The sequence below is a fragment of the Streptomyces sp. NPDC052064 genome, assembly GCF_055585925.1.
In genome coordinates this window covers 235,146-259,712 of sequence record NZ_JBVJJE010000014.1, presented here as the reverse complement: position 1 = coordinate 259,712, position 24,567 = coordinate 235,146, and the positions used below count along the sequence as shown (strand labels likewise).

18 protein-coding genes are annotated in these 24,567 nt (G+C 71.9%); 8 read left to right on the top strand and 10 right to left on the bottom strand.

Annotation, left to right across the window (positions count from 1 at the left end; all coding sequences use genetic code 11):
- Window positions 1-3: 3 nt before the first annotated feature.
- The 7 genes from ACZ6TU_RS33305 to ACZ6TU_RS33275 are packed head-to-tail and all read left to right on the top strand — an operon-like array spanning window position 4 to window position 12,304.
- Window positions 4-348, top strand: coding sequence for a hypothetical protein (locus ACZ6TU_RS33305; RefSeq protein WP_467678268.1), 345 nt, complete (start codon window positions 4-6; stop codon window positions 346-348).
- Window positions 345-737 (top strand): GPW/gp25 family protein, encoded by a 393-nt coding sequence (locus ACZ6TU_RS33300; protein WP_467678270.1) that lies wholly within the window; start codon window positions 345-347, stop codon window positions 735-737. Before ACZ6TU_RS33305 ends, ACZ6TU_RS33300 begins: the two co-directional genes overlap by 4 nt.
- Window positions 734-3,844 carry a putative baseplate assembly protein gene (locus ACZ6TU_RS33295; RefSeq protein WP_469552606.1) on the top strand — a complete coding sequence of 1,037 codons (3,111 nt, stop codon included), beginning with the start codon at window positions 734-736 and terminating at the stop codon, window positions 3,842-3,844. The genes ACZ6TU_RS33300 and ACZ6TU_RS33295 overlap by 4 nt, the downstream gene beginning before the upstream one ends.
- A complete protein-coding gene (locus ACZ6TU_RS33290) occupies window positions 3,841-7,617 on the top strand; it encodes a putative baseplate assembly protein (RefSeq protein ID WP_469552605.1) in 3,777 nt (1,258 codons plus the stop codon). The genes ACZ6TU_RS33295 and ACZ6TU_RS33290 overlap by 4 nt, the downstream gene beginning before the upstream one ends.
- Window positions 7,617-9,809, top strand: coding sequence for a hypothetical protein (locus ACZ6TU_RS33285; protein WP_469552604.1), 2,193 nt, complete (start codon window positions 7,617-7,619; stop codon window positions 9,807-9,809). The genes ACZ6TU_RS33290 and ACZ6TU_RS33285 overlap by 1 nt, the downstream gene beginning before the upstream one ends.
- Window positions 9,810-9,869: 60 nt before the next feature.
- Window positions 9,870-11,414, top strand: a complete 1,545-nt coding sequence (locus ACZ6TU_RS33280) for a DUF6519 domain-containing protein (RefSeq protein ID WP_469552602.1) — start codon at window positions 9,870-9,872, stop codon at window positions 11,412-11,414.
- Complete coding sequence (locus ACZ6TU_RS33275) at window positions 11,414-12,304, top strand: peptidoglycan-binding protein (RefSeq protein WP_469552601.1); 891 nt, start codon at window positions 11,414-11,416, stop codon at window positions 12,302-12,304. Before ACZ6TU_RS33280 ends, ACZ6TU_RS33275 begins: the two co-directional genes overlap by 1 nt.
- 104 nt (window positions 12,305-12,408) lie before the next feature.
- Here the strand turns inward: ACZ6TU_RS33275 and ACZ6TU_RS33270 are convergent, their stop codons facing one another.
- The 6 genes from ACZ6TU_RS33270 to ACZ6TU_RS33245 form a co-directional block, all read right to left on the bottom strand.
- Window positions 12,409-13,659 (bottom strand): glucarate dehydratase family protein, encoded by a 1,251-nt coding sequence (locus ACZ6TU_RS33270; protein WP_469552599.1) that lies wholly within the window; start codon window positions 13,657-13,659, stop codon window positions 12,409-12,411.
- Window positions 13,656-14,564 (bottom strand): 5-dehydro-4-deoxyglucarate dehydratase, encoded by a 909-nt coding sequence (locus ACZ6TU_RS33265; protein ID WP_467678283.1) that lies wholly within the window; start codon window positions 14,562-14,564, stop codon window positions 13,656-13,658. The genes ACZ6TU_RS33270 and ACZ6TU_RS33265 overlap by 4 nt, the downstream gene beginning before the upstream one ends.
- A 28-nt stretch (window positions 14,565-14,592) precedes the next feature.
- The gene (locus ACZ6TU_RS33260) at window positions 14,593-15,537 is read right to left on the bottom strand and encodes a carbohydrate ABC transporter permease (RefSeq protein ID WP_469552597.1); all 945 of its coding nucleotides are present in this window, start codon (window positions 15,535-15,537) and stop codon (window positions 14,593-14,595) included.
- Window positions 15,534-16,445, bottom strand: coding sequence for a carbohydrate ABC transporter permease (locus tag ACZ6TU_RS33255; protein WP_467678287.1), 912 nt, complete (start codon window positions 16,443-16,445; stop codon window positions 15,534-15,536). The genes ACZ6TU_RS33260 and ACZ6TU_RS33255 overlap by 4 nt, the downstream gene beginning before the upstream one ends.
- On the bottom strand, window positions 16,442-17,764 hold the full coding sequence (locus ACZ6TU_RS33250) for an ABC transporter substrate-binding protein (RefSeq protein ID WP_469552595.1): 1,323 nt from the start codon (window positions 17,762-17,764) through the stop codon (window positions 16,442-16,444). Before ACZ6TU_RS33250 ends, ACZ6TU_RS33255 begins: the two co-directional genes overlap by 4 nt.
- 222 nt (window positions 17,765-17,986) lie before the next feature.
- Window positions 17,987-18,379, bottom strand: a complete 393-nt coding sequence (locus ACZ6TU_RS33245) for a DUF5997 family protein (RefSeq protein WP_467678291.1) — start codon at window positions 18,377-18,379, stop codon at window positions 17,987-17,989.
- A 58-nt stretch (window positions 18,380-18,437) separates the two neighbouring features.
- Between ACZ6TU_RS33245 and ACZ6TU_RS33240 the strand changes: the two genes are divergently transcribed.
- On the top strand, window positions 18,438-19,196 hold the full coding sequence (locus tag ACZ6TU_RS33240) for a LysR family substrate-binding domain-containing protein (RefSeq protein WP_467678292.1): 759 nt from the start codon (window positions 18,438-18,440) through the stop codon (window positions 19,194-19,196).
- Window positions 19,197-19,293: 97 nt separating this feature from the next.
- Here ACZ6TU_RS33240 and ACZ6TU_RS33235 read toward each other — a convergent pair whose 3' ends face one another.
- The 4 genes from ACZ6TU_RS33235 to ACZ6TU_RS33220 all read right to left on the bottom strand — a co-directional run bounded on the left by ACZ6TU_RS33235 (window position 19,294) and on the right by ACZ6TU_RS33220 (window position 24,387).
- A complete protein-coding gene (locus ACZ6TU_RS33235) occupies window positions 19,294-20,046 on the bottom strand; it encodes a DUF4142 domain-containing protein (protein WP_467678294.1) in 753 nt (250 codons plus the stop codon).
- Between the two features lie 142 nt (window positions 20,047-20,188).
- A complete protein-coding gene (locus tag ACZ6TU_RS33230) occupies window positions 20,189-23,011 on the bottom strand; it encodes a beta-L-arabinofuranosidase domain-containing protein (protein ID WP_469552594.1) in 2,823 nt (940 codons plus the stop codon).
- A gap of 159 nt (window positions 23,012-23,170) precedes the next feature.
- Entirely contained in the window at window positions 23,171-23,866 is a 696-nt protein-coding gene (locus ACZ6TU_RS33225) for an HAD family hydrolase (protein WP_467678298.1), read from the bottom strand.
- 44 nt (window positions 23,867-23,910) lie between these two features.
- Window positions 23,911-24,387 (bottom strand): Lrp/AsnC family transcriptional regulator, encoded by a 477-nt coding sequence (locus tag ACZ6TU_RS33220; RefSeq protein WP_467678300.1) that lies wholly within the window; start codon window positions 24,385-24,387, stop codon window positions 23,911-23,913.
- Window positions 24,388-24,567 lie beyond the last annotated feature (180 nt).

The window sequence follows — 24,567 nt, the reverse complement described above, 5'->3', positions numbered from 1 at the left end:
AACGTGTCCGGAACATCCGGGAGTCTGCTGGACACCGCCGCCGTGATCGGCTGCCCGCACGGCGGGCGCGTCACGGCGGCCACTCCACCGGCCGGCGGCGTACGCGTCGCGGGCGCCGCCGTCGCCACCACCGCGCACAGCTACGTGGTCACCGGTTGCCCGCACACCGTCGACCGGGTGCCCATGCCGTGCGTCACGGTCCGCTGGACCGCGGGCAGCAGCGGCATCACCGTCGACGGCGCGCCCGTGCTGCTCGACATCTCCGCCGCCCAGTGCTTCACCGCGGCCTTCGTCCCGCAGGGACCGCCCGTCGTCCAGGGCATGCAGCGAAAGGTCACCGTCCGATGAGTCCCACGAGCCGCGGCTCACGTCCCCGCAGCGACGTCGCCTTCCCGTTCCGCGCGGACCGGCGCGGACGCACCGCTCACGCCACCCACGGCGAGCACGTCCACGACCTGATCGAGCAGTTGCTGTTCACCAGCCCCGGCGAACGCGTCATGCGCCCCGACTTCGGCTGCGGGCTCCTCGACCTGGTGTTCACACCCAACAGCCCCGAACTGATCAGCACGCTCGAACTCTCCGTGCAGGCCTCGCTCCAGAGCTGGCTCGGCGACCTCATCGACGTGGAGACCCTCGACGTCGTCAGCGAGGACCACGTCGTGCGCGTGTACCTGTCGTACGCCCTCCGCGCCACCGGCACCCGGCACGAGGACGTCTTCGAAGGGAGGGCCGCATGACCACCGGCACCACCGCGTCCCGCCGGGCCCGCGTGCGGGCCGCACAGCTCAATGGCGTCGACACCGTCGAGGCGGGCGACGACGGCCTGCTGCTCACCGTCACCTTCCTCGGCAAGGCCCCGCACGGCCTCGGCCCCGAGAACGTCCGCATCGACGGCGGCCGCCGCATCACCGGCATCACCGCCGTCGACGTCAGCGTCGAACGCGAGGAGGACCCCGACCTCGACGACCGGCTCTACGTCACCCTCGACAAGGCCGGCGACACCTCCCGCTACCGGCTGTCCCTCGTCGAGACCGACCCGTACGGACGGCCCGGGACGGAGCCCTACCGCGGCTTCGACCAGCGCTACCACAGCGCCACGTTCTCCTTCCGGCCCGACTGCCCGACCCCCTTCGACTGCAAGGACCAGGACCAGCCGGAGCCGGACTTCCCCGACGCGCCCGTCATCGACTACACGGCCCGCGACTACGACACCATCCGCAAGCTGCTCCTGGACCGGCTCGCGCTCACCACTCCCGACTGGGTCGAGCGCAACCCCGCCGACCTGGGCATGACCCTCGTCGAACTCCTCGCGTACACCGGCGACCAGATCAGTTACCAGCAGGACGCGGTGGCCACCGAGGCCTACCTCGACACCGCCCGCCGCCGCGTCTCCGTACGCCGCCACGTCCGGCTCATCGACTACGCGATGCACGACGGCTGCAACGCGCGCGCCTACGTCACCGTCCGCACCGCGGACGACCGGACGCTCGCCCCGGGCACCTTCCGCTTCGCCTCCGTCGACGTGCGCAGCCTCGATCCGCACGACCGCCCCGAGCCGGGCACCGTCATCGACGAGAGCGAGCTCGGCGACCTCGACGAGCGCGGCTCGGTGGAGGTCTTCGAGCCGGTCGTCGCCACCGACCCGCTGGAGCTGAGGGTCGCGCACAACGCGATCCGGCTGTGGACGTGGGGCGGCGAGGTGTGCACCCTGCCGAAGGGCGCCACGGCCGCCACCCTGCGGGACGCCTGGGTGGACCCGGAGACCTGCCGCGAGCGCCGTCTGGACCTCAAGCCCGGCGACGTCATCGTGCTGGAGGAGGTCAAGGGCCCGCGCACCGGCACCCCCGGCGACGCCGACCCCGGTCACCGCCAGGCCGTCCGCCTCACCTCCGTCACTCCCGGCCTCGACCGTATCGAGGACCAGCCCGTCCTGGAGGTCACCTGGGCCGCCGAGGACGCCCTGCGCTTCCCGCTCTGCCTCACCACCCGCGGCGGACGTGACTGCCTGCCCGTCGAGGACGTAACGCTCGCCCGCGGCAACGTCGTCCTCGTCGACCACGGCCGGACACTGACCGGGCTGCCCGAGACGGTCACCGTGCCGCCCGTGCCCGCCGTGGTCGCCCCCTGCGACCCGCCCGCCTTCGGCTGCCGGGACACCGAGGAGGGCAACGCGCCCGCGCGGCTCATCAACGCCTTGACGGACAAGACCCGGTCGGGCCGGGCGCTCGTCCCCGACGAGGTCCGCGAACTCTTCGAGGTCGTCGGCGAGCGCGCCACCGCACGGGCCGGCCTCGGCCTGGAGAGTGCCGGGCAGCGGCACGAACAGGTCGTGCCCGGTACGGCGTACGCCCAGACCGCCGCGCTGCGCACGCTGCTCGCCCAGTCGGTCTACCCGGGCATCGCGCCCCGCTTCCGCCCGGTCCTCGGCCGTACTCCCGTCACCCAGGCGGTGCCCTTCCCCGACCCGGGCACCGTCGCCGCCGGGCAGGCCGAGCGGATCGCGGCCATCCCGGGCCGGATCCGGCAGCGGCTGGTCGATCTGTGGCGCAGCGCCCGCGACCGGGACGGGCTCGGCGAGCAGGAGATCGCCGAACTCGCGGTGGTCTACGGCCTGAACGTGCTGGAACGCTTCGAACTGCGCCGCCACCCGGTCCGAGCCCTGCGCGAACTGCTGTACCGCAGCGACCAGTTGCTCGACACCAAGCTGCGCCGCGTCGAGGTTCTCGCCGCCCGGGCCCGCGCGGGCACGGTCCTCGACGGGCACATCGCCTGGGAGATCGCGCGTGCGTGGGGCCCGGCCTACGCGGCCGGTCTCCACCCCGAGGAGACGGTGCTGCGCGGCTCGGCGACTGCCGCCCTCGCCCAGGACCCGCGCCGGGCGCTGCCCGCCGTACGCGTCCACGGCGACGACGAGACCTGGGTGCCGCGCCGCGACCTGCTCGACAGCAGGCCGCGCGAGCGGCACTTCGTGGGCGAACTGGAGGACGACGGCCGGCTGGCCCTGCGCTTCGGCGACGGCCGGCACGGCGCGAAGCCCACGCCCGGTTCCCGGCTGGCACTGCGCTACCGGCTCGGCGGCGGCACCGCCGGCAACGTCGGCGCCGAGGCCATCAACCACCTTGTCGTGCAAGCCGGTTGCGAAGTGCCGGCCGTCGCCGTGCGCAACCCCTTGCCCGCGGCCGGCGGCACCCAGCCCGAACCGGTCGAGCAGGTACGCCAGCTCGCCCCGCTCGACCTGCGCCGCACCCGGCTGCGGGCCGTGACCGCCGAGGATTATGCGGCCCTCGCGGGTGAACTGCCGGGCGTGCAGCGCGCGGCGGCCGAACTCCGCTGGACGGGCAGCGTCCAGGAGGCGCACATCGCGATCGACGCGTACGGCACCGCCGCCCCGTCGCGGGACCTGCTCGACTCGGTCGCCCAGTCGCTGGAGACGTACCGGCGCATCGGCCACGATCTCGTCGTGGGGCCCGCCCGCCTGGTGCCGCTCGACATCGCGCTGACCGTCTGCGCCGAGCCGGGCCACCAGCACGGGCAGATCCTGGCCGAGCTGTACCGCGTGCTCGGCAGCGGGCGGTTGCCGGGCGGACGGCTCGGCTTCTTCCACCCCGACGCGCTCACCTTCGGTGAACCGGTCCGGCTCAGCCGCCTGGTCGCCGTCGCCGCGGCCGTGCCCGGAGTGCAGAGCGTCGAGGTCACCCGGCTGCGGCGGCTGTACGGACAGGACCGAGGAGAGAGGGAGGACGGCGTGCTGCGGCTCGGCCCGCTGGAGATCGCCACCTGCGACAACGACCCGGACCGGCCGGAGAACGGCCTGCTGGCGATATCCCTGGGAGGTGCCCGATGACGGACACGCACCCGGTCACCGCGACCGACGAGTGCGGCTGCGGCGGCGCCTGCCGCGGCGGCCACGACGAGCGCCTCGCGCCGGCCCCGTTGCACAACCCGCCCGGCCGCACCGCGCTGGACTACCGCGTCGGCGAGTACGGCTCCTTCCTGGCCGCCCTGCTCGACCGGCTCGCCTCACCCGCCTACCCGGCACTCAACCGGCTCACCGTCCGCACCCCGGACGACCCGGCGATCGGCCTGCTCGACGCCACCGCCGTCCTCGGCGACCTGCTCACGTTCCACTCCGAGCGGATAGCCGACGAGGCCTACGTCCGCACCGCCAACGAGCACCGCTCCCTGGTGCTGCTCGGCCGGCTCGTCGGGCACCGCCCGCGCCCCGGCGTCGCCGCCGCCACCCACCTGGCGTACACCCTCGAACGCGACCCGCGCGCCGAGGCCCAGAACGTGCTGATCCCGCGCGGTGCGCGCAGCCACAGCGTGCCCGCGTCCGCCGACGAGGAGTCGCTGACCTTCGAGACCAGCCGGGACCTGACGGCCCGCTGGGACTTCAACGAACTGAAGGTCCGCCGCCGCCGTCCCTCGCTCCTCACCCCGCAGGACCTCGAGAAGCGCTCCGAGCTCTTCGTCGAGGGCACCGCGCACTCCCTCAGGACCGGCGACCAGTTGCTGTTCGTCTTCGGGGAAGGCGCCGGCGGCGAGCGCAAGCTGGTGCCGGTGGCGAACACGCGCGTCGACCGGGACGACGACGTCACGGCGATCTCCCTGCCGAAGTCGGCGCCGGCGACCCTGAGGGAACTCGTCGACGAGGTACGGCGCTGGACCGCGCCGCCGGCGCAGCCGGGAGAGCCGGGGGAGGAGCCGCCGACCCCGGAGGTGCCCAACCCGCGCCCGGTCAGCCGGCTGATCGAGGACTTCGAGGACCAGGTCCTGGAGCCCTTGCGCGACGACCTCGACGGCGTGAAGACGCCCGAGCGGCTCGCGGCCCGCCTCGCGGAACCCCTCGCCCGTCTCGGTGAGGCACAGGTGCTCGCCGAGCCGTACGGGGACGTGGCGGAGTGGTTCGAGCAGTTGGAAGCGGTGTTGGCGGAACTCGCCGAGCGGGCACTTGAGTTGGCGCCCGCGCAGACGGAGGAGCCTCCGGAGACCAAGACGAGCACGGAGCTCGACCCCCGGCAGACCGCCCTCCAAGCCCTCGGCTCCGTCCTCCCCGCCTTGCGCGCCACGGCCCCCGCCCCCCGGGGCGCCACCGGCCGTCAGCTCCCCGGCACCGACACCGCCCGCCTGCTGTCCGCCCTCAACCCCGGCCTCGGCAGCCTCTACCCGGCCTGGCGCACGGCCGCCGCCCCCGGCGCCCGGCGCCTCCTGCGCGAACTGCTCGCCCTGCGCGTCACCGCGGCCCCCTTCGGCGCCACAGCCCCGCTCAAGCCGGTCCAGGACGACCGCGGCCGGGTCATCCGCACCGCCGACTGGCCGCTGACGGGAGCCGTGCTGGCGACCATGCGCGTCGTGTACGACACGGCGGGCAAGGCCCCGGTCCGGGCCGAGTTCCAGTACGTCGAGGGCAGCAGCTCCGACCAGCGGGCGGAGAACCTGCCCGTCACCCAGCCGGTCACCTTCACGCTCGGCCCCGGCCAGGTCGAGCTGTCCGTGCGCTCCGGCCAGGACCGCGACCTGAGCTGGCTCAACCGCCGGCCCGCCGACTCCCAGGAGCCCGGCGTCACGGCCCGCCTCCACTCCGGCCTGCCCGAGCGCACCCTGTTCGTGTCACGGCCCGACGACGAGGGCCTGATCCACGTCGGTGTCCACAACGGCACGTCCGAGCAGATCGCCCTCCGGCCGGGCACCAGTGAGCAGTTCACACACGGCGAGCACGAGGTCAGCCTCAAGTACACGGTGGGCAGCGCCGAACCCAACGTCGAGATCGTCATCGCCACCAAGCCGGAGCCGGTCAACCGCCGCACGCTCCAGCTGGACACCGTGCACGACGGCATCACCGTCGGCAGCTGGGTGGCGATCCAGCGGCCCGCCAAGGGCGCCGACAAGGGCGTCCCCGGCGACCCGAAGCTGGCGTTCGTCACCACCCAGGTGGTGGCCGTGCGCACGGCCGCGTACACCAACTACGGCATCACCGGGCGCGGCACCGAACTCACCCTCGCCGACTCCTGGCTGGACGAGTTCGACGTGCTCCTGTCGCACATCCGCGACACCACCGTGCACGCGGCGGGCGAGCCCCTGCGCCTCGCCGACGAACCGCTGGGCGAGGACGTGCACGGCAACGAGATCGAACTCGCCGAGCTGTACGAGGGCCTCAGGCCGGGCCGCACGCTCATCGTCGAGGGCGAACGCAGCGACATCCCCGGCACGGCCGGGGTACGGGCCACCGAGGTCGTCACGATCGACGCCGCCGACCCGGCCGCGGACCGCCGGATCCCCGGCGACCACATCCACACCCGGCTCACCCTCACCGCCGACCTCGCCCACCGCTACCGCCGCGAGACGGTCCGCATCCTCGGCAACGTCGTCGAGGCCACCCACGGCGAGAGCCGCGAGGAGGCCATCGGCAGCGGCGACTCGGACCGCGTCAACCAGACCTTCGCGCTCTGGCAGTCTCCGCTGACCTGGCTCGCCGACGACAACCCCCTCGGCGCCACCCCGGTCCTGGAGATCCGGGTCGACGGTGTGCTGTGGCACGAGGTCGACAGCCTCGCCGGCCGCGGCCCGACCGAGCGGGTCTACATCACCGGCTCCACGGCCGACGGCCGGGCCACGGTGACCTTCGGCGACGGTGTGCACGGCGCCCGGCTGCCCTCCGGCCACGAGAACGTCCGCGCCCGCTACCGCTTCGGCACCGGCAAGGCCGCGAACGTCCCGGCCGACCGCGTCACCCAGCCGCTCACCCGGCCCCTCGGCGTCACCGCGGTCACCAACCCGCGCCCCGCCACCGGCGGCGCGGACGCCGACGGCCCGGGCCTGACCCGCCGTACGGTCCCGCTGGCCGTCTCGGCCCTGGACCGGCTGGTCTCCGAGTCCGACTACGAGGACTTCGCCCGCTCCCGGGCCGGCATCGGCCGGGCCGCCGCGCGCGAACTCTTCGACGGGCGGCGGCGCGTGCTGCACGTGACCGTCGCGGGCACCGACGATGTCCCCATCGCGCCCGACTCGAACACCCTGCGCGCCCTGCGCGGCGCCCTCACCGAGTACGGCGACGCGAACCTCCCGGTCCGCGTGGACGGCCGGGAACTGGTCCTGCTGCTGATCGCCGCCAAGGTGAAGGTGGCCCCCGACCACGCCTGGCAGATCGTCGAGCCGCGACTGCGGCAGGCCCTGCTGAACCGGCTCGGCTTCGAGGGCCGGGAGCTGGGCCGCCCCGCCCGCCTCTCCGAGGTCCTGGCCACCGCCCACACCGTGCCCGGCGTCGACTACGTGGACGTCGACGTCTTCACCGGCGTGCCCGCCTCCGCCACCCCGGAGGAGCTCACCGAGCTGCTCACCCGGCCCGGCCCGCCCAGGGCGACCGTCCCGGCGCACCCGGCGACGTACGACGAGAAGACCCACACGGTCCGCGCCGAGAACGGCGAGACGCTGTCGGAGATCTGCGCCCGCTACGGCGTCCCGCTCGCCGAACTGCTGCGCCTCAACCCCGACATCACCGACACCCGGCGGCTGCCCGAGGGCCGGTCGGTGTACGTCTTCCGCGGCATCCGCCCGGCCCAGCTCGCACTGCTGTCGCCCCGGGCCGCGGACACCCTGATTCTCACGGAGGTCAAGTGATGTCCCCGGACACCCAGTTGGAGACGCCGGCCCCGGTGGTGCCCAGGGAACCCGACGGGCTCGCCGAACTGCTGCCGCGCTGGCACCTGCTGCGCGACGCCGAGGAGGGCGAGCCGCTGCGCGCGCTGCTCGCGGTGATCGCCGAGCAGATCGACCGCGTCCGCGACGGCGTCCAGCAGGGCTACGAGGACCTGTTCGTGGAGACGGCGGCCCCCTGGGTGCTGCCGTACCTCGGCGACCTCGTCGGCTACGGCACCCTGCCCGGCTACGAGCGCGTCCTGACCACCGGCCTGCACGACGGCGGCCGGGCGGCCCTGGCCGAGGCGGTCGCCCCGCGCGGGGATGTCGCCGCCACGGTCGCCAACCGCCGCCGCAAGGGCACCCTCCACCTCCTGGAGGATCTGTCCGAGCGGGTGGCGGGATGGCCCGCGCGGGCCGTCGAACTGTCCCGGCAGGTCGCCCACACCCAGCCGGTGAAGCTCTACGGCACCGGCACCGGCACCGGCACCGGCACCGGCACCGGCACGCACCGCGGCGAGCGCGGCCGCCTCGCCGACCTGCGCGACGGCGCCGAACTCACCCTGGGCGGCGGTCCGTTCACGAACTCGGCCCGTACGGTCGACGTCCGCCGCGCCGAGTCACGGCACCGGCAGGGCGGCTGGAGCCCGGCCGGCGTCGCACTCTTCGTGTGGCGGCTGAAGGCGTACCCGCTGACCCGGACGCCGGCCTACTGCATCGACCGGGCCCGCAACCTCTACACCTTCTCGATCCTCGGCAACGACACCCCGCTGGTCACCAAGCCGTTCCCGGAGCCCTCGCCGGCGCACATCGCCACCGTCGACAACGTGCCGGCGTTCGTCACCCGCCGTCTCCTGCACGACCGGCTGCTCGACTACTACGGCCCCGGCAAGAGCTTCGTGATCCGCCTCGACGGCGAGGACAACCCCGTACCGCCCTCGGACATCGTGGTCGCCGACCTGTCGGACTGGCGCTACCGGCCGAAGCGCGGCCAGGTGGCCGTCGACCCCGAGCTGGGGCGGATCGCCTTCGGGTCGCGCTCCGCGCCCCGGCAGGGCGTGTGGGTCGACTACCACTACGCGTTCGCCGCCGACATGGGCGGCGGCGAGTACGAGCGCGACCGCGAACCGCGGCCGGACGCGGAGTTCTACCGGGTCGGTCCCGGACAGCCGTACCGGCAGATCATGGACGCCTACCGGGCCTGGCAGCACGATCGCCGGGCCGACCGCACAGGACCCGCCGGCATCATCGAGATCACGCACAGCGGCGCCTACCAGGAGCAGCTGGACTTCGACCTCGACCCGGGCGACCGGCTCGAACTGCGCGCCGCCGAGGGCACCCGCCCCGTCGTCCGCCTGCTCGACTGGTACAGCAACCGCCCCGACGCCCTCAACATCCGCGCGGTGTCCGACGACTGCGCCCCGCACGAGCGGCCGCGGGTCGTGCTCGACGGGCTGCTCGTCGCCGGGCGCGGCATCAACGTGGCGGGAGCGATGGGCGCCGTCGTCGTACGGCACACCACGCTCGTGCCCGGCTGGTCCCTGGAGCCCGAGTGCGAGCCGCACTCGCCCGAGGAGCCGAGCATCGTCCTGGACCGCACCACCGCCTGCCTCCAGATCGAGCACAGCATCCTCGGCACCATCGAGGTCATCGGCGACGAGGTGAGCGAGGACCCCCTCCACATCCACATCCGCGACAGCATCCTCGACGCCACCGCCGACGACCGCGAGGCCCTGTCCGCCCCGGACTGCCGCCACGCCCACGCCGTGATGCACCTGCACCGCACCACCGTCATCGGCGAGATCCACACGCACGCGGTGAAGATCGCCGAGAACAGCGTCTTCACGGGCCGGCTCCACGTGGCCCGGCGCGGCATCGGCTGCCTGCGCCACTCCTACGTCCCCACCGGCTCGCGCACCCCGCGCCGCCACCGCTGCCAACCCGAACAAGCCTCCGGCATCAGGCCGTTGTTCACCTCCCAGCGCTACGGGACGCCCTGGTACGGCTTGTTGTCCGACCCCAGCCCCGAGGCGATCCGGCGCGGCGCGGACGACGGCGCCGAGATGGGTGCCTTCCACGACCTGTACCGGCCGCAGCGCGAGGACGGGCTCAGGGCCCGGCTCGCCGAGTACACACCCGCGGGCACCGACGCCGGGGTCTTCTTCGTGACGTGAGGCGCGCACCCGCCACCGACCTTGTGAACCCGCACTTCTGAACCAGGGGGGACACCCTTCATGCACGCAGACCTCTCCCGCTCCACGTTCCGCCCGGAGCGGCACTACTCCGCGGTCGTCGCCCAACAGGGCCGCGTCCAGCTCGACGCCGACCTCAACGAACAGACCGCGATCCAGCTCCACCAGGCCCGCACTCTCGCCGCCGACCTGATCGGACCGCACGGCGGGCCGCGCTACGCCGCCGGCTTCCGCATCGAGTACGTCGGCGGCAAGCACGAGATCGACACCCTCCTCATCCACGGCGGCCGCTACTACGTCGACGGCATCCTGTGCGACGCCGACCGCCCGGCCGCCGGCGTCCCCGTCACCGACGAGGACAGCGAGGAGTCGGTGCCCGAGCCGCCCGCGCACTGGACCTACTGGGACCAGCCCGACGGCTTCCGGGACCCGGAAAAGCCCGGCGACCGGCTGCCCTCGCCCGCCCAGACGCCGTTCGTCGTCTATCTGAACGTGTGGGAGCGATCGGTCACCGCGGCCGAGGACCCCGCGCTGCGCGAGGTCGCGCTCGGCGCGGCCATGCCCGACACCGCCGCCCGCCTGAAGGTCGTCTGGCAGGTGCTGCCGCTGTCTCTCGCCGCGCTGGATATCGAGGAGACCGAACCGTCCAAGGACGTCGTCCGCGCCGCGTTCACCCGCTGGGCGCAGCGCCAGTCGGCCCCCTCGGCCCGGCTCGCCGTCCGCAGCGAGCGGCCCGACCACGCCGACGAGGACCCGTGCCTGGTCAAGCCGGACGCCCGCTACCGCGGCCCGGAGAACCAGCTGTACCGGGTGGAGGTCCACGAGGGCGGCGAGGCGAAGGACGCCACCTTCAAGTGGTCCCGCGAGAACGGCTCCGTCGTCTTCCCCGTCGACGAACTCGACGGCACCTGGGTGCAGTTGGCGTCCCTCGGCCACGACGGCAAGCTGGACCTGGACGTCGGTGACCACGTGGAGTTCGTCGACACCGCCTACGCCTCCCGCCTGGAGCCCCTGCCGCTGCTGCGGGTCGAGGAACTGGACCTGCCGGGCCGCCGCGTCCGCCTGTCCGCCGAACCCGCCCCGGGCGTCGGACGGCTCGCCCACCTGAACCCGTACCTGCGCCGCTGGGACCACCACGGCGGCCCGAAGCGCAAGGGCCGCACCACGGCCCTGCGCGGCGGTGCGGTCCCCGTCACGGAGGGGGAGTGGCTGCCCCTGGAGGACGGCGTCGAGGTCTACTTCGCCAAGGGCGGCACCTACCGCACCGGCGACCACTGGATCGTCCCCGCCCGCACCGCCACCGGCAGCGTCGAGTGGCCCGTCGATCCGGCCCGCCGCCCCCTGCTCCGGGGACCGGCCGGCATCGCCCGGCACTTCGCCCCACTGGCCCTGATCAAGGGCGAGGGCAGCGCCGTAGACCTGCGTCTGGCGTTCGGCCCGCTGGCGAGCAGCATGCCGCCCGCGGACGAGGCCACGCTCGCGGCCGAGGAGCAGGCCCACCGTGAGGAACTGGCCGCCGAGGACCCCTCCCACGGGCGGTCCCAGACCACAGCCGAGGCGGAAGCCGCCGTGGAAGGAGACAACTGATGGCCAAGCCGCTGAGCGCGTCCAAGCTGGTGGAGATCCTGAGAGCCGAGGGCGTGACCGTCCACGAGGTCCGCAGCTGGCGCACCCACAACCGCAACAGCAAGGGCCCCTGGGGCCCGGTGAACGGTGTGATGATCCACCACACCGTCACCTCCGGCACCGCCGCCTCCGTCGACATCTGCTACGACGGCTACTCGAGCCTGCCCGGCCCTCTGTGCCACGGCGTCATCGACAAGAAGGGCCACGTCCACCTGGTCGGCAACGGCCGCGCCAACCACGCCGGCCTCGGCGACGGCGACGTCCTGCGCGCCGTGATCAACGAGTCGAGGCTGCCGGCCGACAACGAGGCCGACACCGACGGCAACCGGCACTTCTACGGCTTCGAGTGCATCAACCTCGGCAACGGCAAGGACCCCTGGCCCGAGGCGCAGAAGGAGGCCATCGAGAAGGTGGCCGCGGCGATCTGCCGCCACCACGGCTGGTCCGAGCGCTCCGTCATCGGCCACAAGGAGTGGCAGCCGGGCAAGGTCGACCCGCGCGGCTTCACCATGGACGGCATGCGCAAGCGCATAGCCCAGCGGCTCAAGGGCGGCGGGGGCGGCGGCAAGCCGGCCCCCGACCCGAAGCCGGCGCCCAAGCCGTCCTACGAGCCGTTCCCGGGCGCCGCGTTCTTCCACGTCGGGCAGCGCTCCCCGATCATCACGGCGATGGGCCGCCGCCTGGTCGCCGAAGGGTGCAGCCGCTACGAGGAGGGGCCCAGCCCTGACTGGTCCGAGGCCGACCGCCGGTCCTACGCGCTCTGGCAGCAGAAGCAGGGCTTCTCCGGCAAGGACGCCGACGGCATCCCCGGCAAGCTCACCTGGGACCGGCTGAAGGTGCCGAAGTCCTAGGGGGTGTCCGCAATGCCCCGCCTGCCCTGCGGGCGGACGACGGGACTTTACGGACACCCCCTAGCGACCGCGTGCGCCCCTCCGCACGGAGGGGCGCACGCTCGTCACCAGCGGGGGAGCCTCAGCTCGTACTCCGGCTGGATCCGCCGCATGTAGCCGGTGTCGTCGCGGCCGCGCATCCCGGAGTCGACGTACCGCCGGTGCAGCCGGTCGAGCTTGTCGTGATCGAGCTCGACACCCAGCCCCGGCCCGGTCGGCACCCGGACCTCCCCGTCGCGCAGCTCCAGCACGCCGGAGACGATCACGTCGTCCGCCGAGTTCCACGGGTAGTGCGTGTCGCAGGAGTGGTCGAGGTTGGGGATGGCCGCGGCGACATGGGTCATCGCGGCGAGGCTGATGCCCAGGTGCGAGTTGGAGTGCATCGACAGGGCGATCCCGAACGCCTCGCACACGGCGGCCAGTTCCCGGGTGCGGCGCAGCCCGCCCCAGTAGTGGTGGTCGGTGAGCAGGACCTGGACCGCGTTCTGTTCGACGGCCGGCTTCAGATGCTCCCAGGCGACCACGCACATGTTGGTCGCGAGCGGCATGGGCGACTCCTTCGCCACCTCCGCCATGCCGTCGATGCCCTTGGCCGGGTCCTCCAAATACTCAAGCACACCGTCGAGTTCACGGGCTACATACTTCGACGTCCCCACCGTCCACGCCGTGTTGGGGTCGAGACGCAGGGGCTGTCCGGGGAAGGCCTCCGCCAGCGCCCGGATCGCGGCGATCTCGTCGTCGGGCGGGAACACGCCGCCCTTGAGCTTGAACGACCGGAAGCCGTACCGCTCCTGCATCAGCCGGGCCTGCTCGACGATCCCGGCCGGGTCGAGGGCCTCGCCCCAGTCGTCGGTGATGGCCGGGCGGCCGTCGAGCGCGGGGTGCTCGGCCCACTTGTAGAAGAGGTACGCCGCGAACGGCACCGCGTCGCGGACCCTGCCGCCCAGCAGATCGCTGACAGGACGGCCGAGCAGCTTGCCCTGCGCGTCGAGACAGGCCACCTCGACCGCCGAGGTGGTCCAGCCGCGCTCGTGGGAGCTGGGCACGGTCGGCAGCAGGGCCCCGTCGATCGCGGCGGCGACGGCGGTGGTGTCGAAGACGTCCATGCCGGCCACCACCTGCGCCGCGGCCTGAAGTAGCTCCAGCCGGGCGGTGCCGCCCGGGGACTCGCCGAGCCCCACCGTGCCGTCCTCCAGCACGAGTTGGAGGATGATCCGCAACGCGAGCGGCTCGTGCACGCCGTTGGAGTTGAGCAGCGGCGGATCGCCGAAGGCGATCGGGGTGACGATCAGCTCCCGGACACGCGTCGGGCTCATGCGCCGACCACCTCCAGGCCACGGTCGACGAGTTTGGAGAGCCGGGCGATGTGCTCCGGTGCCGGATCCAGCAGCGGCGCCCGTACGCCGCCGACGTCCAGGCCGCGCAGCGTCACCCCGGCCTTGACGAGCGACACGGCGTACCCGGGGACCTCGTCGCGCAGGGCGACCAGCGGGCCGTAGAACTCGTCGAGGAGCCGGGAGACCAGGGCCTCGTCGTCCTCGGCGAGTGCCCGGTGGAAGGCCAGGGCGATCTCCGGGGCGAAGGCGAACACCGCGGAGGAGTACAGCGCGACGCCGATGCCCTGGTAGGCGGGCGCGGTCATCTCGGCGGTGGGCAGGCCGTTGAAGAACTGGAAGTCCTCCGTGCCCGGCACGGCACGCACCGCGCGGACGATGCGGTGCATCCGCTCGATGTCCCCGATGCCGTCCTTGAGTCCGACGACCCCGGGCAGTGCGGCGATCTCGGCGGCCGTGTCCTCGGTGAGCCGGGCGGTGCCGCGCTGGTAGAAGACGACGGGTAGCCGGGTGGCCGCGGTGACCTCCCGGACGTAGCGCACCAGGCCTTGCTGCGGGGCGCTGACCAGGTAGGGCGGCAGCAGCAGGATGCCGTCGGCACCGGCGCGTTCGACCCGGGCGACCTGGTCCCGGGCGACCGGCGGGGGACCGCCGGCGGCCGCGAGGACCGGAACCCGTCCGGCGGTTGTCCGCACCGCGACCCGAGTGGCCCGCTCGATCTCATCGGCCGACAGGGCGTGGAACTCGCCGGTGCCGCAGGCGACGAACACACCTCCCGCGCCCGCGGCGACACCCGACTCGATGTGCTGGGCAAGCCGTTCCTCGTCCAGTGAACCGTCCGCCGCGAACGGCGTGACCGGGAAGAACAGCACTCCGTGGAACTTCATGTCTCCCTCATACGTGGGGGGTGGGTGGTCAGCCCTTGGTGGCACCGGCGGCGATGCCGGTGACCAGCGAGCGCTGGAGGAGCAGATAGACGATCAGGCTGGGCACCAGGGCGATCACCGCACCGGCCAGCACCACCCCCGAGCCGACCTCGGGGTCGGTGCGCAGGATGGACAGGGCGACGGTGACCGTGTAGTCGGTGGGGTCCTTGGCGGCGATCAGGGGCAGCAGATACTGGTCCCAGATCATGATGAAGCCGAGCACCCCGGCCACGCCGAGCGCGGGCTTGCACAGCGGCAGGATGACCTGCCACAGCATCCGCAGCTCGCCCACGCCGTCGATACGGGCGGCCTCCTCGATCTCGGCGGGGATGTCCTTCATGAACTCGGTGAGCACCATCACCGAGAAGCCCCAGGCGCCGAGCGGCAGGATCACGCCCCAGACGGTGCCCTTCAGATCGAGGCCGATCACGGGCACATGGCCGAGGACCAGGGACAGCGGGATGGCGATGACCTCCTCGGGAAGCATCATCGTCAGCATGAACAGGGTCAGGATCAGCGCCTGTCCGCGGAACCTGTGCCGGGCCAGCGCGTACGCCGCGAGCGTGCAGACGACGAGCTGGAGCAGCAGTCCGCCGCCCGCGATGACCAGGGAGTTGCCGAAGTAGTCCCAGATGCCGCGCTCGCCCGCCACCTGGAAGTTCAGCAGGGTCGGGTGGTGGGGGAGGAACGACAGGGTCGAACCGCTGGCCTTCTCGCTGAAGGAACCGGAGAAGACCGTCAGGAACGGCGCCGCGAAGACGCCCAGGGCGAGTGCGCAGAGCAGGACGCGCAGCGCCCAGGCGGGGCCCGGCCGGTCGCTCCAGCCGAGGGCGGTGTCGAAACGGGCGGGGGTGGTGCGCTGCTTCCCGGCGGACTTCCGCGCGGGGGAGGCGGTCACCGGGGTCCGGACGGGGTCGATGGCGGGCGCGCTCATCTCACGTCTCCCCTCTTGCGGAAGTAGTTGACCGTGACGGTGAGCAGCAGCGTCACGCAGAGCAGGAGCACGGAGGCGGCCGAGGCGCCGCCGATGTCGTTGCGGGAGAAGCCGAGGGTGTAGGCGCGGGTCATCCAGACGTCGGTGGACCCGGCCGGACCGCCGCCGGTGAGGACGTACACCTCGGTGAAGACCCGCAGTCCGCGGATGGCGGCGAGGGTGAGGACGATGCCGAGGGCCGGGCGGATCGCCGGCAGTGTGATGTGCCGCAGCCGCTGCCACAGCGACACCCCGTCCATCGCGGCGGCCTCGTACAGCGAGCGGTCCACGCCCGCCAGTCCGGCGAGGATGATCACCATGTTGTAGGGGGCGAGCATCCAGATGCCCATGGCCATCGTCGCCCACAGCGCCGTCTCGGGGTTGTCGAGGTAGGGCACGGGCCCGAGACCGAGGAGCCCGAGACCGCTGTTGATCAGGCCGTCGGAGGTCGGGTAGTACATCAGCCGCCACATCTCGCCGACCACCGCGGTGGCGGTGACGACGGGCAGGAAGACGGCGGTACGGATGAACTTCAGTGAGCGGGCCTGGCCTTCGAGCAGCAGGGCCAGGAGGAAGCCGGCGACGATGCCGCCGAGGGACATGCCGATGCCCAGGACCAGGGTGTGGCCGATGGCGTCCTGGAAGCGGTGGTCGGTCAGGACCCGCGTGTAGTTGTCGAGGCCGACCCACTTGTCACCGAGGAAGGGCCGCACGTCGAAGAAGCTGAGCCAGACGCCCTTGCCCATGGGGAGGAACTTGAAGACCAGGGCGAGCAGCAGTCCCGGCGCGAGGAACAGCCAGGGCAGTACGGCCTTCTTGCTGAGGAACCGGGCTCTGCGCGGCCCGGGTGTCGTCACGGTCGCGGTCATTTCAACAGGTCCTGGTCCTTGAGGTCACCGGCGAGGGTGTCGTTGAGTTCCTTGAGACCGGCCCTGACGTCACTGCCGCAGTACGTGAACAGCGCGTTGAGGGAATCGGCCGTGTCCTGCTTGATCGGGGCCCAGTCCGGTGCGTTGGGGAACTGCAGTGAGTCGTCCTCGTACGCTTTCTGCACGACGCTCCAGCGCGCGTCGCCCCGCACTTTCGCCGCGTCCAGCGTGGAGTTGACGGGGATCCGCACGACGGGCTGGTGGTCGCCGGTCATGGCGAGCGTCTGGCCCTCGGGGGAGACCAGGAACGCGGCGAGCGTCTGCTCCTGCTTGGCCTTCCCGGTCTTGGCGCCGAAGTAGACGTTCTCCCCGTCGGCCAGCACGTCGTTCCCGGCCGGGCCCGCGGGGGCGGGCAGGACCTCGTACTTGTCCTTGCCGAGCGCCTTGTCGAAGGTGGAGATGTTGTACGGGCCGGTGAGGTACATCCCGGCGTTGCCGTCCTGGAAGTTGGTGGTGTTCGCGGTGACGGAGGTGAGGGCGCTGGGCTGGATGACACCGTTGTCACCGCAGAAGAGGTTGTCCTTCATCCAGGTGACGGTGCGCAGGGCCGCCGCCGAGCCCATGGCGGGCCGGTAGCCCGTGCCGTCCTTCTCGATGATCCGCACGCCGCCCTGCCACAGCCAGCTGGCGCCCCACCAGGCGACATAGCCGTTCTGTGCGCTGCCGGGCACGACCATGCCGTACGTGTTCTTCCTGCCGTCCCCGTCCGGGTCGCGGGTGGCGAAGGCCTTGGCGAGGGCGAGCGTGTCCTGCCAGGTCTTCGGCTGCGGCAGGCCGAGCTTCTCGCGCCAGTCCTTGCGGACGAACAGCGTCATGGCCTGACGGGAGTACGGGATGCCGTAGTGCCTGCCGTCGCGGCCCAGGGTGGAGGACCAGGACTTGGCGGTGATCTCGTCGTGTCCGGCGATCGAGGCAGGGTCGATGGGCTTGAGCAGGCCCTGGGCCTGGTAACTGCCCATCAGGGCCGTGTCGTTGATCATGACGTCCGGCAGGTCCTTGGTGGACGCGCGGCTCTGCAACTGCTGGTCGAAGTTCATGACCGGCTGGTAGTCGATCTTGATGCCGGTCTTCTTGGTGAAGGCGGCGAACACCCGCTCGTAGGTCTGGGCGGACTCCGGATCGCTCCGGGTCCACACCTCCAGCGTGTTCGGATCGCCCGCCCGGGCGCTGCCGGAACCGGAGCCGCAGGCGGCCGTTCCGAACAGGAGCCCCGAGGCGGCGAGCGCGGCGCCCAGGCGGCGCCCGCGGCGGAGCCGCATATCGATACAGCGTCGGCGATCCCGCATGGATGCCTCCGTTCATATCCGTGAACCAACTTCACGAATCTAAATGATCGGCCAAGCTACGGATCGTTTCATCGCCATGTCAAGACATGGCTGAAAGATTTCACCGAGGTCACACGAGGCCGTGAGAGGGCCCGGAGAACGACAGCGGCCCCAACCGGATGGACCGGTTGGGGCCGTCTGAGAGAAGGTTCGAGGTCAGCTGCGGCGCTCGGTGCGCTCGGCGTTCTTCTTCTTGATGCGGGCCGCCTCCTTGCGGACCTCCGCCTGGGTGGCGCGCTCCCGCTCGAGCCACTCGGGATTCTCCTGCTTGAGCGTCTCGATCTGCTCGGTGGTGAGGGGCTCGGTGACGCCGCCGCGGGCGAGGCCCGCGATGGAGACGCCGAGCTTCGCCGCGACCACCGGGCGGGGGTGCGGGCCGTTGCTCCGCAGGTCCTGAAGCCACTGCGGCGGGTTCGCCTGGAGCTCGTTCAGCTCGGCGCGCGAGACGACACCCTCCCGGAACTCGGCGGGTGTGGCCTCGAGGTACACACCCAGCTTCTTCGCCGCGGTCGCGGGCTTCATGGTCTGGGTGCTCTGGTGCGACGTCATGCCGTCCAGCGTATCGAGCGTGTGCACGACCTCCGACCACGGCCGGTAACCTGGCCAGGTGACAGGCTCGGAAGAATCTTCCTCGTTCCGGCTCGCGTACGTCCCCGGGGTGATGCCCGACAAGTGGGTGCGCGTCTGGAACGAGCGGCACCCCGACGTCCCGCTGGCCCTGACGCAGGTGCCCGCCGGAGCGGCGGCCGGGCGGCTGCTGGGCGGGGACGCCGACGCGGGCCTCGTACGCCTCCCCGTCGACCGGACGGTCCTCAGCGCGATCCCCCTCTACACCGAGCAGACGGTCGTCGTCGTGCCCAAGGACCACCTGGTCACGGCGGTCGACGAGGTGTCCCCCGAGGACCTGTCCGACGACATCGTGCTGCACCCCCTCGACGACGTCCTCGACTGGGAGCACCTCCCCGGGCGGCCCGCCTTCGAACGCCCCGCCACGACGGCCGACGCCGTCGAACTGGTCGCGGCGGGGATCGGCGTGCTCATCGTCCCCCTGTCGCTCGCCCGCCTCCACCACCGCAAGGACCTCACCCACCGTCCCCTCAAGGACGCCCCTGAGTCGAGCGTGGCCCTGGCCTGGCCCGAGGACGCGACGACGGACCAGGTGGAGGACTTCATCGGCATCGTCCGCGGCCGCTCGGTCAACAGCACCCGGGGCCGCAAACAGCCTGCGGCGCAGGAGAAGCCCAAGCGTGACGACCGCCGCAAGCAGTCGGCCAGGTCGACGGGCGCACATCGGCGCGCGTCCTCCGGTGGCGCTCCCAAGGGCGGTAAGGGCGGCAAGCGGGGCAAACCCCGCCGCCGCTCCTGAGATCTGTCGTTTGGATCACGTCGCAGACGCGGGGCCGAGATGCCGTCGATTCCCTGTGACCTGATCCCAACCTGGCCGCGCGGCCCGCGGGCCTCGCTCAACCCGCCGACGGAGACGGCTGGATCGAGTTCGGTGCCTCCGTGCGCAGGTCCTCCATGCCCTTCGGTATCTGCAGGGTCAGCACCGGCGCCCCTGGCTGCGGGGGCGGCGGCGTGGTCATCTCCTCAGGCATCTTGGGCGGGCTGGTCTGCTGGAGGTTGACCTGCTCGTGATTGACCAGGCCGGTCTTCTCCAGGATCGTGATGTGGTCCAGCACCGTGGAGTTGGCCTGGTCGGCGAGCTGACGCACCAGCGTGTTCCGCGTGTTGGCGCGGATCTTGGCGATCGTCGAGAAGATCTGGCCGTGGGTCACGCGCATGATGCTCGTCGCGGTCGAGTCGAACTCCTGGCCCTGGGCGCCCTCCACCGTCGCCACGAACTGCTGCTGCTGGGGCGACGCCTGGTTGGGCAGGGTGATGCCCAGTTCGGGGGCGACCTTGCGGCAGGCGGCGTCCAGCCGCCCGTGTCCGACGACGAGGTGCTCGCCGGCCTCCTTCATCGCGGCCGACCCACCGCGCTGCATCACCAGCAGACCCAGGGGATGCTCCCACAGCCCGGCCGCGCGCACCTTCACCACGAAGTCGCGGTCCGCCTCGGTCAGCGGACCGTACTGGGTGTTGGCGATGATGCGGTCCTGGCCGGCAGCCGTGTTCTGCACGCCCAGCATGCTCGGATAGGCGAGCGCGGTGAGCGTCAGGATCATCGCACCGCCCACGAACGCGGTTCCTGCCGTGCTGCGCGAGATGCGCATCGTGCCTCCTGGGATATGAACGGCCCAACGCCAGGAGGTACGGATGCCGGGGGCGAAACAATCATCCCTGCCGCAAAAAAATTTCGTGAGCCGATCGGGCCCGGTGCCGAGGGCGTACGGCACCGGGCCCGATCGGAGAGGCTCAGGGCTGGTACGAGGCCGCGCCCGCCGTGCTCACCACCTTGTCGCCGTCCGCCCTGCTCAGCAGCCCGGCCGTCACCCACGCGTCCACCGTGGACCGCACCCGGGCCACCAACGCCCCCTTGTTCCGGAACGGCGCCCCGGCCCAGACCTCGTCCAGCAGCGTGGTGCCGTCCGGTTTCGCCGGGTTGGCGACGCCCGAATCCCGCCCGCCGAAGACGACCTTCGGCTCCGAGCGCCGGAAGTAGGCGTGCGTCGGATCCTCGGTCCCCTCGAAGAACGGCGCCCACTCGGTCCCGTCCAGAGTGAAGTGGAGCGGCTTGCCGGACACCGGCTCGAGAGAGGCCGACAGGTCGCCGGACAGGCCGGCGTCGCGGTACAACCCGACCTTCAGGTACTCCGTGGCGGAGTCGCGGGCGACCAGGTTGACCGGGCCGTGGAAGAGAGTCTGCAGGGACGGGTCGTCGAGGGCCTTCTCCACCCGCGTCCGGAACGGCATGTCGATGCGGACGGTGTCACCGGCCCGCCAGGTCCGGGACACGTCGAAGTAGCTCCCGGGCTTCGGAGTCCCGGACACCGCACGCCCGTTGACGGTCACCCGGAACCCGGCGGTCGCCCACGACGGCACCCGCAGCCGCAGCGTGAAGGAGGCCCGGCCGCCGCCGAAGGTGAGGGTGCTGCCCTGCTCCCTGGGGAAGCCGGTGGTCTGCGTGACCGTGACGCCCTTCTCGGCCCAGGTCAGCCTGGACGGGCTGTACAGGTTGACGTACAGGGCGCTGCCGTCGGACTTCGCGAAGTACACCGAGTCCTGGTACTTCGTGGCGCTCTCCATGCCGGTGCCCTCGCAGCAGGTCGTACCCTGCTTGGGCGTGTAGTCCCGGACATGACCGGGCGTCAGCCCGATGAAGTACGTGACGAGCGGCTTCTCCGCGTCCGGCTTGTCCTGCTTCGAGCCGAGCACCTGGTTGTACAGGGCCCGCTCGTAGTAGTCCATGTACTTCGGGTGCTGCTCGTGGAAGAACAGGGTCCGGCTCAGTTTGAGCATGTTGTACGCACAGCAGGTCTCCGCGGTGGTCGCGCTGATCGTGCCCGCGATCACGTCGCGGGCCTTCCAGAACTCCTGGGTACTGGTGCCGCCGATGCCGTACATGCGGTGCGGTACGACCATGTCCCAGAAGTTCTTCGCCGACGTGAGGTAGCGCTCCTCGCCCGTCTCGTCGTAGAGCCGCACGTACCCGGTGAAGATCGGGATGTGCTGGTTGGCGTGCAGCCCGTCGAGGATGTCGGTGTTCGCCGCGCACGCGTCGATCAGCCGGTCGAGGTCGAACAGCTTGGCCAGCGCGAGGTGTTCGGCCTTGCCGGTGATCGTGTGCAGGTCGCAGATCGCCTCGACGATGCCGCCGAACTCGCCGCTGGAGAAGATCCCCCACATGCGCTGGAGCGTGGACTCCGGCAGCTTGGACAGCCGGGAGTACATCCAGTCGCACATGCCGGACGCGAGGTCGAGGGCCCGGTCGTCGTCCGTGGCGGTGTACGCGTCGAGCAGCCCCCTGAGGATCTTGTGCGCGGTGTAGTACGGCGCCCACACCTTGGTGTAGTCGGGGGTCGTCCTCGACTCCAGTTCGATGAACTGCGTCTCCGGGTACGCCGCGAGGAACCCGGGGTGGCTGGGCCCGCCCCAGGTGCGGCGCAGGGTTGCGGACAGGCCCCGGCCGGAGGCGTCCGCGAAGGTTCCGCCGGCCGTCTCGTCGAAGGCATAGGACGCGAGATCGCCCCGGCCCGCCGAGGCGTCGGCGGCCCGGCGGCTCTGCAACTCGGTGATCTCGGCGGCGGTCAGCGCCCGCGAGAAGACGTTGAACTCCTCGAAGGCGCCGGCGAAGACCGGGTCGGCGGAGTAGTTCGAGCGGCCGAGCCAGTTGTTCTTCAGCGTGCCGAGGGCCGCCGGGGTGAGGCTCATCGCGGTGTTCCGCGCCACGGCGGTGCCGTTGACGTAGAGCGTGCCGGTGCCGCCCGCGATCGTCACCGCGAGGTGGCTCCACTGGTTCAGCGGCAGCGCGGCCGTGCCGTTGAGGGCCTGCTCGCCACCGGCGCCCGACGTGGTGATGGCGAAGCGCGGCACTCCGCCCTGGTTGCGGGCGGCCAGATACAGGTAACGGGTGGTGTCGTCGCCGAAGTCGAAGACGCGGGTCCAGTTCGCGTCGTGCGTGGGCCGCACCCAGACGGAGAGGGTGATCGCCGAGGCCCCGCCGAGCACGGCCGCCGGCAGATCCACGTACTGGTAGGAGCCGCGCACCTGATCCGCGGCGGTCCCGAACTTCCCGGGGACGCTCAGCACCGCCGGATCCCGCCGCAGCGCCGCGCGCACCTCGGTCAGCGCGCCGACCATGGTGCCGATCCGGTCGGCGAACGCCGGCTCCTTCGTACCGCGGTACGACTGCGCCAGCATGGTCAGGAAGTGGCCGGTGTAGTGGCCCCGCAGATTGCCGTTGGCCTCGCCGTCCAGCCCCTCCCAGCCACCGGGGGCGACCGCGCCGCCCGTGGCGAGACCGGCGTTGGCGCGGAACACCTGGAGCAGCCGGTTCACGTCGTAGCCGCGGGCGTGGTCCAGCATCAGCTGCCGCTTGTCGGCGAAGACGCCCCGGCCGAGGCTGACGTCCTCCAGGTCGAACGGCCGTACGGTCCAGGCGGACGGGGCGTCGGCGGCGGTCGCGGCGGACGCCGGGGCCGCGACGGCCCGGCCTGTCGCCGCATGGGAGATCGCGGGTATGGCCGCGGCGAGGGTCGCGGCCTGGAGAAGGGTTCGTCTTGAGAGGGGCCGTGCCATGTGTGCTCCTCCACGGGTCCACGGACTCGAATTATTCGATATATCGAACGTTGTACGAGAGATCGACCAGACGATAGGGAGGGGACGGGTGAGCGTCAACGGGTCGGGAGAGGTGAGTTGAAGAAAGCACCCTTCTGGGACGTGGGTTCAGAGGTGGGTTCAGGAAAGCGTCGCCGACCGCACCAGCCAGTCGAACGCCGCCTGCGCGGTGAACTCCTCCTGGCCGCCTCGCAGAAGCAGACCGGCGGTGGCGAACTCCGGCGCGTCGGCCTGGGCGGTGACGTAAGGGAGGGCGATGCAGCGCATCCCCGCCGCGTGCGCGGCGGCGGCGCCCGGGGCGGCGTCCTCCAGCACCACGCAGGTGGCCGGGTCCGCTCCGAGCCGGTGGGCCGCCTCCAGGAAGACGTCGGGAGCCGGCTTGCCGTGCGCGACCTCGTCCGCCGAGACGACGGTCCGCAGGTGGGCGTCCAGGCCCGTGCCCGTCAGGACCGCCTCGATGGCCTCGGGCGAGGACCCCGAGGCCACGGCCATGGGCACGCCTTCGGCCGCCAACAGCTCGACGAACGTGCGCATTTCGGGGTACGCGCGGGTGGAACTGCGCGCCAGCTCCAGATAGCGGCGGTTCTTGGCGGTGAACAGTTCCTCCACGGAGGCCCGCAGGCCGTACCGCTCGATCCAGTCCGCGACCGTCTCCTGCGTGCTGATGCCGACGTACCGCTCGTGGTCCGTCCAGCTGAAGTCGGGGACGCCGTGCTCGGCGAGGGTCTGCCGGCCCGCCTCGTAGTAGTTCGGCTCGCTGTCCACGAGCGTTCCGTCGAGATCGAAGATGACCGATATGTCGCCGAGATTGCTCATGGCTCCAGCATGTCAAAGACCATGATCCATTGGCCGCCGGGGGGTCAGGTCCGGGCCGTGCGGCCGATCGACTCCACGAGGGGCAGCAGCCGGGCGGGGACGCGCTCGCGCAGGGCGATCTCGGTGCGGGTGCGGACCACCCCGGGCAGGCTGATCAGCTTCTGGACGACGTCCTCCAGATGCGCGTTGTCCCGCGCCACGACCCGGGTGAGCAGATCTCCGCCGCCCGTGATGGAGAACGCCTCGACGATCTCGGGCACCGCCGCCAGCGCGTCACCCACCTCGTCGAGATGGCCCTGGGTGACCTCGACGTGCACGAACGCGAGCACCGGATGCCCGAGCGCGGCGGGGGAGAGGGCCGGTGCCGTGCCGGTGATCACGCCGTCGCGCTCCATACGGTCGAGCCGGGCCTGCAACGTGCCCCGGGCGACGCCGAGGATACGGGCGTACTCGCGCACGCTCGTGCGCGGCTGCTCCAGCAGCAGCCGCAGGATGCGGGTGTCGAGCTCGTCCACGGCCATGTCGCGCCCTCCTCGTCCGTTGGCCCTGCCGCAGCCGCTCTCCGGCCGCTCTCGTTGTACCAATGGCTCAGTCTAGAAGGAGCCTGTTGAGCCAGTGGCGTCCGGGATGCTGATATGGGTGCGTCGATGGCGCTGCGGACCCCGCGGCGCCTTTTTCATGTTTTCTCGTCCGGCGTTCCG